At 51.0% G+C, this 14020-nt stretch carries 13 protein-coding genes and 1 pseudogene; 9 read left to right on the top strand and 5 right to left on the bottom strand.

Annotation, left to right across the window (positions count from 1 at the left end; all coding sequences use genetic code 11):
- Positions 1-67 precede the first annotated feature (67 nt).
- Complete coding sequence (locus NSS83_RS09795) at positions 68-466, top strand: MerR family transcriptional regulator (RefSeq protein WP_341348138.1); 399 nt, start codon at positions 68-70, stop codon at positions 464-466.
- A 193-nt stretch (positions 467-659) separates the two neighbouring features.
- Here the strand turns inward: NSS83_RS09795 and NSS83_RS09790 are convergent, their stop codons facing one another.
- Positions 660-1016 (bottom strand): hypothetical protein, encoded by a 357-nt coding sequence (locus NSS83_RS09790; RefSeq protein ID WP_209879878.1) that lies wholly within the window; start codon positions 1014-1016, stop codon positions 660-662.
- Positions 1017-1225: 209 nt separating this feature from the next.
- Here NSS83_RS09790 and NSS83_RS09785 point away from each other — a divergent pair, with 209 nt between their 5' ends.
- Together NSS83_RS09785 and NSS83_RS09780 are read left to right on the top strand one after the other, a co-directional pair.
- A complete protein-coding gene (locus NSS83_RS09785; RefSeq protein WP_341348137.1) occupies positions 1226-1501 on the top strand; it encodes a hypothetical protein in 276 nt (91 codons plus the stop codon).
- A complete protein-coding gene (locus NSS83_RS09780; RefSeq protein ID WP_341348136.1) occupies positions 1491-2189 on the top strand; it encodes a hypothetical protein in 699 nt (232 codons plus the stop codon). The genes NSS83_RS09785 and NSS83_RS09780 overlap by 11 nt, the downstream gene beginning before the upstream one ends.
- A gap of 19 nt (positions 2190-2208) precedes the next feature.
- Here NSS83_RS09780 and NSS83_RS09775 read toward each other — a convergent pair whose 3' ends face one another.
- The 4 genes and pseudogenes from NSS83_RS09775 to NSS83_RS09760 form a co-directional block, all read right to left on the bottom strand.
- Positions 2209-2775 (bottom strand): acyltransferase, encoded by a 567-nt coding sequence (locus tag NSS83_RS09775; protein ID WP_341348135.1) that lies wholly within the window; start codon positions 2773-2775, stop codon positions 2209-2211.
- Positions 2776-2843: 68 nt separating this feature from the next.
- Entirely contained in the window at positions 2844-4991 is a 2148-nt protein-coding gene (locus NSS83_RS09770) for a glycosyltransferase (RefSeq protein ID WP_341348134.1), read from the bottom strand.
- Between the two features lie 156 nt (positions 4992-5147).
- Complete coding sequence (locus tag NSS83_RS09765) at positions 5148-5831, bottom strand: glycosyltransferase family A protein (RefSeq protein ID WP_341348720.1); 684 nt, start codon at positions 5829-5831, stop codon at positions 5148-5150.
- 27 nt (positions 5832-5858) lie between these two features.
- Positions 5859-6341: pseudogene (locus NSS83_RS09760) on the bottom strand (acyltransferase); the annotation flags it as partial.
- Between the two features lie 177 nt (positions 6342-6518).
- On the opposite strand from NSS83_RS09760, the gene NSS83_RS09755 reads away from it, so the two are divergent.
- From NSS83_RS09755 to NSS83_RS09730, 6 genes are all read left to right on the top strand, one after another.
- Positions 6519-7643 carry a glycosyltransferase family 2 protein gene (locus NSS83_RS09755; RefSeq protein ID WP_341348133.1) on the top strand — a complete coding sequence of 375 codons (1125 nt, stop codon included), beginning with the start codon at positions 6519-6521 and terminating at the stop codon, positions 7641-7643.
- Positions 7640-8887: a glycosyltransferase family 2 protein gene (locus NSS83_RS09750; RefSeq protein ID WP_341348132.1), complete on the top strand. Its 1248-nt coding sequence runs from the start codon at positions 7640-7642 to the stop codon at positions 8885-8887. Before NSS83_RS09755 ends, NSS83_RS09750 begins: the two co-directional genes overlap by 4 nt.
- 42 nt (positions 8888-8929) lie before the next feature.
- Positions 8930-9703 (top strand): hypothetical protein, encoded by a 774-nt coding sequence (locus NSS83_RS09745; protein ID WP_341348131.1) that lies wholly within the window; start codon positions 8930-8932, stop codon positions 9701-9703.
- A 19-nt stretch (positions 9704-9722) separates the two neighbouring features.
- Positions 9723-10772 carry a sugar phosphate nucleotidyltransferase gene (locus NSS83_RS09740; RefSeq protein ID WP_341348130.1) on the top strand — a complete coding sequence of 350 codons (1050 nt, stop codon included), beginning with the start codon at positions 9723-9725 and terminating at the stop codon, positions 10770-10772.
- Between the two features lie 221 nt (positions 10773-10993).
- Complete coding sequence (locus tag NSS83_RS09735; protein WP_341348129.1) at positions 10994-12706, top strand: glycosyltransferase; 1713 nt, start codon at positions 10994-10996, stop codon at positions 12704-12706.
- A gap of 29 nt (positions 12707-12735) precedes the next feature.
- Positions 12736-13875, top strand: a complete 1140-nt coding sequence (locus NSS83_RS09730) for a hypothetical protein (RefSeq protein ID WP_341348128.1) — start codon at positions 12736-12738, stop codon at positions 13873-13875.
- Positions 13876-14020: the final 145 nt, after the last annotated feature.

The following is a 14020-nucleotide window of genomic DNA, read 5'->3' as shown; positions in this document are numbered from 1 at the left end:
CATTTATTGCGAGGCACATGAATACCATTAAAGTAAATAAGTCCACCTAAAATAGAGGAGCGATGTTATGGTACGCCATTACACCCAACTGGAAATCATTAATTTATCGAAATTGCCTCCGACTACAGTCAAGAGATGGCTGGAATATTTCTCTTACTTCGTACCGGGGACCCGGCAAGGAGATCAGGTGCTCTATCCCTATGAAACTCTGAAACTGTTAAAAAGAATCAGTGAGCTGCGCATGGAACGCTATCATCTAAGCACCATTGTGCGCCTGCTGATCGAGGAGGGATTCCCCATGTACAGCAAAAGTGAACAAGAGCTTCCCGTACCAGAGCGAATGGAAAGCGGTATGGCCGAGGCCCAGGAGCCAGACAGACAGCAGCAGCTTGTGGCTTCCCTCTCCTCGCTTGCCAATGAGCTGATCCGGATTGCGGATCATTTGAATCACTTGAAGTTGCAGTAGGCGGAGCTTACATGATTTGGGCTTGTCCATTTTTACGCGGAAGGTACCGGTTGCAACTTATATGCCTAGACAGAGGGTTTCAGCAAGCAGCGAACAGGACATTGCCCTGTACATAGCACCAAGTTCCTCCCGGCTGTGCCGCCACCCTCAGTATGTTGTTATGTCCGTCTGGCTGAAGAATGGCAGTTGCCTGTTATTCCTCATCTTCCTCAATTTCAGTAGTTAGTTCTTCTTCCAGCAATCGTGCGGATAAGGCACCAGAGTCACTCAGCAAACGCAGAATCCGGTCCATCTTACTGAGACTAAGCCACTGGCCCTTGGTAATCTCTTCGAGCAGTCTGGCGGTTGTGTTATTCAACTGGATCATGTTGAGGAAATTCATGTTTCCGGGATTAGAAAGCACGAAGGCCTGCATCGCTTCCGCTTCTGCATTAATAATGTGAGACAAAGACATCTCGTTGATCGCAATAGAGGTGAGCAGGAGAGAGATGCTTTCCTCCCGCGTAAGCGAGATATCGGGAGTTATATTGGGGATGTGGGGCATTGACATGCAGATCTCCTCCAAAACGTGAAAGGTTGCTTTGCGCTTAATTATCTAGTCATAGCTATGTATACTTCAGGCACAGATTGTCCTATTCCTGTTATTCTCTGAAATCCGCCAAATCCGATATACCTGGGACAAATGGTGATAGGGACAAGTCAAAAGCACATATATATAACAGTAACTAAATCAAAGCAGGCAGCGGGGGGGATGAAGCGATGCTACAGCGGGAACGGTTGATCAAAGCGATTATTCTGGCTGCGGCGCTGGAGGAAGAAGCGGTCTCGGCTCTGATCGCGGTTGAAATCCGCAAGCTGGAATATATGTATGATGATGAATACAGCTGGGAAGAAGTAGAGATGGGGGGGCTTGACGCCCTGCAGGCGGCGGTGGCCAGAATCATCACGGCCCTGGCCCAGCATCAGGCCATGATCTGCCGGACACTGGAAACCAGCAGACGGCTGGTGCGAGAGGTGAACGGGTATGAAGGCTGAAGCCCGGAAATCGGAGGATGAGCTATTGGTAGAGGCGATTCATAAAACAATGGGACAGATGGAGCAGCTGAAGCAGGCTTGTCTGCGGCTCTCGGTCAATGCGGATGACGAGCTGGCGCTGTTCATGCGCGAGACAGAACGGCTGCTTGAACGAGCTCAGTCCACAGGCCGGGAGGCTGAGAGGCAAGAACCGGAGCATCGGGAGCAGGTATCCACCGTTATCAAGCAGACCATCCGTCCTGCAGATGCCTATGTATCCGGGGGCAAGTATCTCTATAATACGGGTAAGTCCGTCCGGTTCATCCAGCGGCGCTCCGCGCAGGCCACGCGCAAGCGGACGTCCCACAAGAAGCGAGGACGGACAGTAGGAGTGCGCGCAGCCAGCGAACGCAAGCGGCAGCAGCGGCAACAGCTGAAGCCTGCTATTCAGCCGCAGCAGCCGAAGAGGGTAGTGGAGCCGCAGCAGCCGAAGAAGGCAGCGGAGTGGCAGCAGCCGAAGAAGGCGGCGGAGTGGCAGCAGCCGAAGAAGGCGGCGGAGTGGCAGCAGCCGAAGAAAGCGTCGGAGCGGCAGCAGCCGAAGAAGACAGCGGAACGGCAGCAGCCGAAGAGTATGCAGTCTATGAATAGCCAGCCGTCCGTTGACTATCAAGGGATCAGAATCTCGTCCAATCTGAAGTACTCCCTGTAATATACTTCTTATTCTACGATCAACATCTGCCCTCGCCAGGCAGCTGCCATACTCCTGCTTCGGGATCATAGGCATTCACCACTCTGGCGGGATTGCCCGCCGCGATGCAGTAATCCGGCAAATCCCGGGTTACCACACTGTTAGGTGTGACCCGGCAGCCCTTGCCAATCGTTACGTTACCCACAACGACGCAGTGGGCACCAAGCTCGCTGCCTGCACCGATCCTCACCTGATGGCTGGCAGTGGTGATCCACTGGTCGCGGATGGGAATGCCGATCTGGCGGTACTGATGGTTAGTGTCTGAAATATAGACATCTGGCCCGACGATAACATTATCTTCCAGAGTCACACTGTTCGCAGCGGTAATGATCAGATTGCGGCTGCAGCTGCAGCCGTCTCCGATCGAAATGGCTGGCGGTTCTTCCTTACCGGGATGAACTACCGTGAACCAGCTATTCTCCTGAATAAGCACATTGCGGCCGATAGCGACTTTCTCCGGACAGTTGATATCGGTCTTCAGCACGATCAGACTTCCGGGTCCGAAAGTGCTGAAGCGTTGTTGAAATTCCGGGCTGATACCTTCCATACTCTGATGCCTCCTTGTCATAGACCGGACAAGCCTGCTGCTGCGGCCTGCCCGGCGGCTATATTGCCTCATATATTTAGATGCTTGACCTGAATTTTGTGCAGCCGTTCATGCAGCTCTGGATAATAGGATTCATCCTGGTAGGCTGCAACAAAAATCTGCGGGAAATCTTCGGGCTGCAGCTGCTGAAGATTCTTCTCCAGCATGTAGTTGTACCACCAGAGCAAGAAGGTATGGGCGATTTGCTTCTTCTCGGCTGCCAATACGGCTGCATCTAATCCGTTGTCCAGGAAATAATGAAGTATCCCCAGGTATGATTGAATGAATGTCTGTGCGAAGCTGTAACCTCCTGCAATCTTGTCGCTGCTGGTCAATAGCTTACGGTGATACACACAATAATCCGGAGTAATCTCTAGAATAGAGAGCTCCAGATAGACCTGGATAAGATTCGAATCGATGAACCGCCCAGGCGCGGCAATCTGTTCAAATTCCTTCCGGCGCATAATGATTCCCGACAGAAATGTACTGTAGATCGAGACCTGTTCAACATACTTGCTGATTCCCGATCCCCGGTTCATCACTCCTGTGTTACTAAGGATATCAAGGAAGAGCAGACTGCAGTCCCGATTCTGTTCGATCAGGTTATACAAGGCTTCGAGCGAGCCGGGGAGCCAGTAATCATCGCCGCCGTGAAGCTTGATGAATTCACCCTTGGCATAGCCTGCACATTTCAGGGTATTGCGGTCAGTTCTTTCATTAATTTCATTGCGGTAGTAGTGAAGGTTGGCATAGCTGGCCTGATACTTCCGTACCAGCTCTTCCGTGTGATCTGTGGAGCCATCATCCGATACAATGACTTCGAAATCCTCCTGTCTGGCATTCTGGCTGTAAATACTCTTCAGGCAAAGATCGAGCTCTTGTTCGCAGTTATAGGCAGGGATACAAATACTTATAAGCGGTTGCGAAACAGTCTCTATAGCGTGACGCTCAGCTTCCTCGCTGGGCGATCCATTAGTCTTCAGCCACTTCCGGGAGTCGGGATCAAATTGCTTGATTACTCTGGCAGGTGTACCCGCAGCTACACAGTAGTCAGGAATTACCGTGCCGGATACAACGACTGACCCCGCGCCTATGACACAGCCCTTACCGATGGATACCTGACCGGCAATGATGGTGTTCGCTCCAATCCAGCTTCCGGAGCCGATGGTCACAGTATGACTCCAGGAGCTCACCCCTTGCTTCATGACGGGCAGATGAATATTCTCATAAGCAGGATTGTGATCGGATATATGCACATTAGTTGATATGGCGACCTGGGCGCCAATAACTAACCGGTTGACTGCGGACAGGCTGCACCGGCGTCCGATCTCGCTTCCGGCACCAATTTGGATGCGCGGTTCGCTGACAATATTATTGTAAGGGAGCGTAAGACAGCAATCTGCCTGCAGCTTGACTTCATTGCCCAGAGCAATTCCGACCGTACCCGACAATTCGCAGGATGGATGAATGCTGCAGCCGCTGCCGAGCCGGTGGAACCGGTGCTGGCCATGGTGTTTGCCGTAGCCGTAATATTCAAGGAAAATGTGCCGGGCCTTCTCAATAGCAGGGGTTCGGTCCGGGATACCGCAGTTATGCAGACACCAGGGCAGAGGCTGCTTGGGAACCCCTACTTCATAGCCGCTGCTGATGAATTCCTGACTGTGTGAAGCGTCATAGAAGTGCCAACCGGTGAACAAATCCTTGCGCCAGGGAAGGTCGTACTGTGTTGCCATCAGCAGTCCGCTGAGCGTCTCCACCGTTTCATATTCATCCGCTGGCTGCATCAATTCAAGAGGCTGAAGTGCGCCTGTATGGCTATCAATCACTTTACCGAACTTCTGTGATGCGTCCTGCCATATACCGGAAGACGGAAGCGTCTTAGCGCCAACGGTTCCTAACATGCCGAGTGACGGATAACGGGAGAACAGCCGGACGATGTCTTCAAGAAATTGGGGATTTAGGATATGGACATCCTGATGAATATACACCTTATACTTGGCATCTGACTGGCGCATAGCCTGATCGTACCCCGCTGCCAGGCCGGAGGCATTCCTGACGATTTGCAGATCTACGGTGAATCCATCCGGTTTGAGTAATTGCTTAAGATTTTTCTGGCTGCGTTCCGCTAATTCCTCATTATTCACACACATGATAAAACAAATTTTACGTTCATCCATGTCGCTGACATCCTCTCCTTTGTCCTCAGTACCAGGCATCCCTGTCATTTACCGGACTTCATGGACCCGAAGTTTACACTTGAGATCTTTGCCTGTTCCTAGTCTATATATATTCAGTGAATGGTCAAAGATCATTTTTTTTGGCAATAGCCGTAATTACGGAGCTGATCCGATGTGCCGCCCGGCTTCGGTCATGGTATACCGGCACAGGCAGAACTGTGGATTCAATTGCAATAGTGCATGTTGCCGGGATACCCATGGGTCCAGAAAATTTGTGGCTTGTACAGAATCGGCAGTACGCTCCCAATCCTTTCGGTTCAGAACAACAGGGAGAGGAGGGGACGAGTAGGATGATGTAAGCCTGACAAATTCAGATAGTCCCTTCAGCTGTTCAGGCTGTGGAGTGTTGCGGATGAACACGGGCTGAATCAGGATGATCGCACAGTCAGGATGAGTATGCAGCACGTTCAGAAAAGGAAGAAGAGTGTTAGGCATGAAGGAGTCTCCCGGCTCATGCAGCATAATGAATTTCCCGCGCCCCCTATCAGCAGCTTGACTTGCAAGAGAGCCTCCTGCTGCAAGATCTGGGTCGCGGTGATACCGGAAGCTTCGGTACAGTTGTCCATAGTGGTGCCCCACCTCTGCGGTCTCCTCGGACGAAGCATCGTCCAGGACGCAGACCTCGATTAATCCATCATCATCCATCTGTGCATAAATCGACTCCAGACAGCGTCTTAGCTCTACAGCCTGATTCCGTCCGGGTATGCAAATGGATAGCAGAGGTTCCCTGCTTCTGCGTTCCAATACCCTTCGGGCCTCCGCCTCGCTATCTACCCTGATCCACTCTCCGCTGGACGGCTCATAGATGCGGCGAAATTCAGCAGGGTTGCCGGCAACAACACAGTAATCCGGCACATCCCGAAGAACTACGCTGCCTGCACCGACCACACAGCCTTTTCCAATCTTCACATGCCCCAGGATAGAGGAATGCGCCCCGATCCATGAGCCTTCACCGATTGTTACCTTGGAGATGCCAGCTTCAGCCTGCCAGGCTTGCCTGGCGTCAGATATATACACATGCGGGCCTGTGATTACATCGGCCTTCAATTCCACCTTGCCTGTTGCATGGATCGTCAAGAATCGGCTGCATTCACAGCGGTTACCAATCACAATCCGGGGTGAGCCATCCTTGGCGGGAGAAGGAATGTCCCACCGGTAGCCTTCCCGTACCAGCACACCGGAGCCGATTGCCGTCTGTTCCGGCAACGATAACACACCGTCTGAGGCAATTCTGCATTCGGTGCCATAACGGTATAAACGATAGTAGAGCGAGGGGGAAATCGTATGCATATGCTCCTCCTTCCATCTTGGTGGGCAGATTATTACACAGTTATCTGTACTAGCTTATGAACCGCAATGGAATTCATGCGGGAAATCCGGCCGAATGATCCGGCAAGACCGGCATATACATATACGAGAAATCCGGTAAGTCCGGATATTCAGAATCTGCAAGAAGGAGGAGAAGACTTGCCGACCATCAGCTTGTGTATGATTGTTCGCAATGAAGAGAAGAGCCTGGGACGATGCCTGTCATCGGTCGCGGATATTATGGATGAGATCATCATCGTGGATACCGGCTCGACAGACCGTACCAAAGAGATAGCGGCTGAATATGGCGCCACAATCTATGATTTCGAGTGGATCGATGATTTTGCAGCCGCCCGCAATTATGCATTCGCCCAAGCGGCCTGTGAGTATATCATGTGGCTGGATGCAGATGATGTCATTGAGGAAATCGACCGGGAGCGGTTCAAGACGCTGAAGGCTACAATGACTCCTGAATATCATGCCGTATCCATGTCTTATATTCTCATAACGGATGAGCATGGGAAGTCGCTCTACAGCTTCAGACGCAACCGTCTGATCAGACGCGATTGCGGATTCAGGTGGTTCGGCGCTGTTCATGAATATATTGAGGTTACAGCGCCTGTGCTTGAGAGCGATGTCTGCGTTACACATAAGAAAGACAAGGAATATACGCAGCGTAACCTTAATATCTACCGCAAAATGATCGCTGAGGGTAAGCCGCTTACCGCCAGAGACCGGATCTATTACTCCAATGAACTATACGATCATGGCTTCTATCGTGAGGCGGTGGAGAACTATGAGCGCTTCTTGTCCGAAGGCGAGGGTTGGATAGAGGATAATATTCAGGCCTGCTTGAGGCTGGCAGACGGCCATGGGGCGCTGGGGAACAAGCAGGAGCAGCTCCTGGCCCTGTGCCGTACGTTTGACTACAATCCCCCCCGCCCGGATGTGTGCTGTAGAATAGGCTTTTATTACATGGAATTAGAGCAATACGAACAAGCAGTCTACTGGTTCAAGCTTGCTCCATCTCTCCCTAAGATCAGTGAACCGGGAACGGAGATTTATTCTGCAAGTACGTGGCTTCCGAATCTGCAGCTCTGTGTCTGCTACGATAAGCTGGGTGACCACACCTATGCTGACTTTTGCAATGAAATTTCTTTCGGACACTATCCGGAGAATCCAAGTGCCATATATAACCGGGATTACTATACGAAGTTGCTGGGGGATAAACATGTAGAGGTTAATGTCTACGTCCCTGAAGAACAAAAGGAGTTGGTCCAGTGAAGACTAGTATTATTATTCTCACCCTTAATCAGTTGCCCTTAACGATTCAATGTCTGGAGAGCATCAAGCGAAATACACCCGAGGAGCATGAGATCATTATCGTTGACAACGGCTCTAGTGATGATACGGTGCAATTCCTGAAGGCGCATTATCCTGAACTGAAGCTGATTGAGAATCAGGAGAACCTGGGATTTGCCAAAGGCTGCAATCAGGGAGGAGAGTTGGCGGAAGGCGAAACGATTCTGTTCCTTAACAATGATACCGTAGTTCCTCCCGGATGGCTGGCGCCTATGCTTCATGCATTGAATAGCGACAGCAGTGTAGGTATGGCAGGACCTGTTACGAATTACATTAGCGGACATCAGCTTGTACCAGTAACTTATAGTGAACTCAAGGATATGGAGGCATTCGCGGCAGAGTACTGTGAGTCGAAGCGCGGTCAAGTGGAAGAGGTCAGGCGCCTGATCGGCTTCTGTTTGCTGGTTAAACGCAGTGTTCTGTCTGAGATTGGCTGGTTCGATGAACGGTATGGCCAGGGGAATTATGAAGATGACGATCTATGCCTGCGGGCACTCCAGCATGGCTATAAGCTGCTGATTGCCTTGGATTCCTTCATCCACCATATAGGTCATGCCAGTATGGGGCAGGATCCTTCCTTCGATCTTACTACACTTCTTCAGCAGAACAAGCAGAAAGCTTTCCGGAAATGGGGGGTGGATATCCATAGCCTGATCTACGCTCCACCCGTGGGGGTATGCGCAGGAATTATTGCATCCGGCGACGAGGCTGCACTGGAAGAGACGCTGGCTTCATTTGCAGGGGGAACGGAACAAATGATTGTGTTGAACCCATCCGGCAATGAACGCATTGCACAAACTGCAGCCCGCTATACACGGCAGGTCTACACCGTAAAAGGGGAGCCTGATGTGCGAATGCTGCGGGAATGGATCTGTCATATGGCAACCGAGCCCTATATTCTCTGGCTGCAGGAAGGCGATATCCTCACGGCGGATGAGCGCCGGAGATTCAATGGGCTGAAGCTGTCCTTATTCCATCAATATCAAGTGGTCTCTCTGCGCTGTGGAGAAGGTGCCCGTTATATGATCAGACAGGATGGCGGAAGGCTCTACCCGGAGGATATTGAGCAGCCAAGACAAAGTCCATTCTTCGGAATTATCAGCCAAGCTACCATCAGCACCCGGTTAACAGCCGGAGATCGTGAGACTGCTGCGTCCAGGCAATAGAAATATAAGGCGGCAAAGAACATTATTAACTGGAGGGATATCATGGAACACGATCTGGTAACGGTTGCTATATTAGCTAAGGACAAGGCGCATGTGCTGCCGCTCTATCTGGAACTTATAGAGCGGCAGACCTATCCGGCTTCAAGGATCAAATTGTACATTCGGACCAACAACAACAATGACCGGACCGAAGAGATTCTTAGAGAATGGGTCGAACGGGTGGGCGAGAGATACAATGAGGTGTATCTGAATACCAGCGATGTGGAAGAGCCTGTACAGGACTATGCTCCGCATGAATGGACTTATGAACGCTTAAGAGTAATCGGCAGGCTGCGTCAAGAGTCCATCGAATGGGCTAAATCAAGAAACACCCATTATTTTGTTGCAGATTGCGACAATTTCATTGCTTCAGATACGCTGGAGAGCCTGCTATCTACGAATCTTCCAGTTGTCGGGCCACTGCTTGCTGTGGCAGAGGCTCCGCTCAGTCTGTATTCCAACTATCATAATATGGTGCACGAAGATGGTTACTTCAAGAGCAACGATTTGTATTTCTATTACTTGTATCAGAACGTGAAAGGTCTGGTACAGGTTGACGTCATTCATTGCACCTATCTGATGCGTCGTGAAATTCTGGAGCATGTTCGGTATGACGATGGCACCGACCGCTATGAATATGTCATCATGAGCGACGGCTTGAGAAAAGCGGGAATACCTCAATATCTGGATACTCGTACAAAGAACGGAAAGTTGACCTTTTGCGATACCGAAGAGCAATTCAATGCAGTCAATCTTACTGCAGACGACTTCCAGTAAAGGAAGGGAGGAATGAACCATGAAGCTGGTGCTTCTATCCGGCGGTTCCGGCACACGGCTATGGCCGCTCTCCAGCAGTATCCGGAGCAAGCAGTTCCTTCAGGTGCTGCCTGCTCCGGGAGGCGGACGAGAGTCCATGCTTCAGCGGATCTGGCGGCAGTTATCAGCTGCGGGACTCGGTCATGAAGTCTATATTGCAACGTCAAGCGGACAAGAGACGCTAATCCGCAAGCAGCTCCGAACGGCTCCGAAGGTCATCATTGAACCACGGCGCAGAGATACCTTTCCGGCAGTGAGCCTCGCTTCGGCCTATCTATACTCGGTGGAGAAGATTTCCCCGGAGGAGACGGTCATTGTGCTGCCCGTGGATGCTTACGTGAACGACGATTTCTTCTTCAAGTTGACAGAGCTCGATCAGGCACTCCGGCAATCCGGTGCGGAAATCGCCTTGCTTGGAGCAAAGCCGGATGGTCCGTCAGGAAAATACGGGTATATTGTTCCGGCTCTTCCCACCGCTGCTACACCAGGGAAGCTGGAAAATCCGGCCTATGTACAGGTCGATTGCTTCGTGGAGAAGCCAGACAGGCAGGCGGCAGAGGCACTGCTAGAGCAGCAGGCGATGTGGAATTGCGGCATCTTCGCATTCCGGCTAAGAGACCAGCTCAATCGGCTGGAAGCAGCTGGCTTCCCGATGGATTATGCAGAGCTGCAGAGGCAATACCATCGCCTTCCCAAGAGCAGCTTCGATGTGGAGGTGCTGGAAGGCAACAGCCGTCTGATCTGTGTTCCCTATCACGACGGATGGAAGGACTTGGGGACCTGGAACACGCTCTCTGAAGAATTGGCCTCCTCGGTTCTGGGATGGGGCCACATCAGTGCGGACTCCTTGAATTGCCAGATTGTCAACGAGCTGGATGTTCCGGTCATACTTGTCGGGCTGGATGATGTGATCGTAGCGGCGGGTCCCGGGGGCATTCTGGTTGCCCGTAAAGATGCTGCAGATCATCTGAAGCATTTGCTTCCAGCGTCGGACCATGAAAAACGGAAGGAATACATTCCCGGCGATTGATGCCGATAACGCCCAAGGATTTCATATTTAGATTGTCCGACTTTATCCGACAATGTTCTATGCGGGCAGAAACCGTCATAAGGTTAAGAGGTGATGTCAATCAATGTGTATAATCACCTGACCGGATTCGTCCGCATAGTCCGGTAAATCCATTATGGAAGGAGGCAGTCCCGTTATGGCAGAACACAGCGAGGGCGACCGTCCCACTAATCTCCCTGTGCATGATCGTCAAGGATGAAGAGCCCTGGATTGCACGCTGTCTGTCGAGTGTACGCGAAGGGGTAGATGAGATTATCGTTGTGGATACAGGCTCCCGTGACAGGACGATGGACATTGCACGCGGCTTCGGCGCAACCATTCTTCAATTTCCCTGGAAGGAGAGCTTCGGGGAAGCCCGCAATTATAGCCTCATTCATGCAACAGGGGAATGGATACTATGGATGGATGCCGACGAAGAGCTCGCTGTGAATGATGCGCTGAAGCTTCGAATGGTGAGCACTCTTCAGGAACACAAGCTGGCCTCTGTGGAAACGATCCATTTCAATGGTCCGTTCCGGCCTCAGGCAGATGAAGCTTACCGGCTGTCCCAGTGCCGTCTGTTCCGTAACGGAGAGGGAGTTCACTTCACTGGGGGCATTCATGAACAATTAAGTTGGCCCGAGACGTATACCCGGGAAGATACCAGCACTCCGTTCCAGCTTCCGGTCCGGCTGTTCCATTATGGCTATCTGCAATCCGTAACGTCCCTGAAGTCCAAACATGAACGCAATCTGAAGCTGCTGCAGGAGGCCGTGACAGATAATCCGAACCCCGATCCGTGGAGTCTTTACCATATAGCAAGTGAATATCAGCGGGTGGGGAAGTATGCACTGGCCTTCCAGCAGGTTAATCTGGCCATTGCCGCTTCGCTGGGGCAGACAAGATTGCCGCCGTCGCTTTTTTACAAGCTCAAGTATGGCTGTCTGGTGGCGATGGGCAGCTTCAAGGAAGGTTGGCCCGGCATTGACAAGGCCATCAGCCTCTACCCGGATTATGTGGACCTGCATCTGTATAAGGGCTGCATTCTAATGCATATCGGCCAGGTAGAGGCTGCGATCTCCGCTTTCGAGCATTGTCTGACGCTTGGAGAGAATGCTCTTCATTATATGGTTCTCAAAGGTGCGGGAACCTTCTACCCCTGCTATTATATCGGGAATTGTTATGAGCTGCGCGGTATGTCCGGTGAAGCCGGCATCTGGTACCGCAGGGCGCTGGAGTATTCCCCTTCATTCACAGAAGCGGCGGAGAAGCTATCGCAACTGGAAGAAGAATTACGGGCGGTGGGAGATGTTACTTCGGGTAACTGTAGTATTTCTTCACTTTCTCCGCAGAAAAGCTCCCTTCGTTGCAACACAACTCCGGAGAATTCCTGGTCTGTAATCACATTGCTATGCAAGGAAGATGGTCCGTTCTCGGCTGTGCGGAAGTGGGCAGCCAACTGGCAGCCGTTCGCAGATCAGTGGATTGTGATCGACGCTGGAATAGAAGAGGACGCTAATAAGCTTGCTGGTGAATTGGGGGCGACGGTTCTTACTCTCCCCTCTGAGGAAGAACCGTCTAAGCTCTGGGCGAGGATAGAAGAGCTATTGACATCCCCTTATGTACTTTGGCTGAATCCCTACGAGGAACTGGATGGAGAGGACTGGGAAGCATTAGCTGCAATGAAGAGTTCACAAGCCAGTCTGCATTCTATGCTGTCTCTTAATCTATGCTTACAAGAAGGTGAAGTAGAACAGGCATACTGGAAGGTTAAGAGAAATCGTCTGGCAGCACAGGAGACGATTCTTGGGTGTAATCCAATCAGCGGAGAGTTTATCGCGTTCCCTGAAAGCTTCAAGGAGAACAGCGAGATTGCCCTTGTGCTTCGGAAGCCTTCAAGAATAGAAGAAAATTGAAATTAAGTGCTGAAAGGGGATAAATAATCATGCCAGTAGGACCAACAGGAACAACTGGACCGACAGGACCAACGGGAACAACGGGGCCAAAGGGCAATCCAGGGACCGGGGGAGTAAGAGGGGGTCCAGGTACTCGAGGGTTGCCTGGTGCACCAGGAACAACAGGTCCGACAGGATATACGGGTCTGACAGGAGTTACGGGAACGACGGGAGCAGGGAATACGGGATTAACGGGCATGACAGGAATTACGGGAACGACGGGAGCAGGGAATACGGGATTAACGGGCATGACAGGAATTACGGGAACGACGGGAGCAGGGAATACGGGATTAACGGGCATGACAGGAGTTACGGGAACGACGGGAGCAGGGAATACGGGATTAACAGGAATGACAGGAGTCACGGGAACGACGGGAGCAGGGAATACGGGATTAACGGGCATGACAGGAGTCACGGGAACGACGGGAGCAGGGAATACGGGATTAACGGGCATGACAGGAGTCACGGGAACGACGGGAGCAGGGAATACGGGATTAACAGGAATGACAGGAGTCACGGGAACGACGGGAGCAGGGTTTACTGGACATACAGGATTAACAGGGCATACAGGACATACTGGCATTACAGGGGTCACGGGAATAACCGGACTTACAGGTATGACAGGTATGACTGGAATTACAGGATCAATCAGTTCTATTTTCGGAACATATGTAATCAATGGAGACACGTATGGTGATAATCCTGATACTCCTATCGGATATTTCAACGCGCAACATGTTGATCCGGAAAATTCGATTACGCTTGGCCCTGACCCTAGTGATAACAATACATTTACTTTGCCTGGAGGGCATTTCTACCATATCTCATTCAACATTAATGTTGCCTATACGAGTAGTGCTGCACCGGCGATTGGAGTAGCACTAAGTTACGATGATCCTAGCAGCTATTCTGTTGATTCTTTTAATTATTATGTTGGAGTTGAGGTGCCTGATACAACTAATCCTGTGAGTCCAGTGTCTGCAGTGTTGCTTGTAGATACCAGTGGTTACGGAAATGTATATATGCAGTTATGGCTTCTTGGAGCTGGTACTAATGTAACAGCGGATATTCCAAATGCCCCGGCCGGTGGTAATATTTGGGGTCAAGTAACTATTTTTGCCTTGAACTAATTATAAAAATCTACTCCCGCTCAATTAAATAAAATTAAGAAACGGATACCTTCCTTGTCTGAGGATGAGTACCCGTTTCTTAATTTCTTGATAAAAATGGATAATATTAGGTTTTTTGTGAATTGCATTTCCGTAACAGCGAGGA

Source organism: Paenibacillus sp. FSL H3-0469, from assembly GCF_038051945.1.
Lineage (GTDB): Bacteria > Bacillota > Bacilli > Paenibacillales > Paenibacillaceae > Paenibacillus_AQ.
This window is presented reverse-complemented; position numbering and strand designations above follow the sequence as displayed.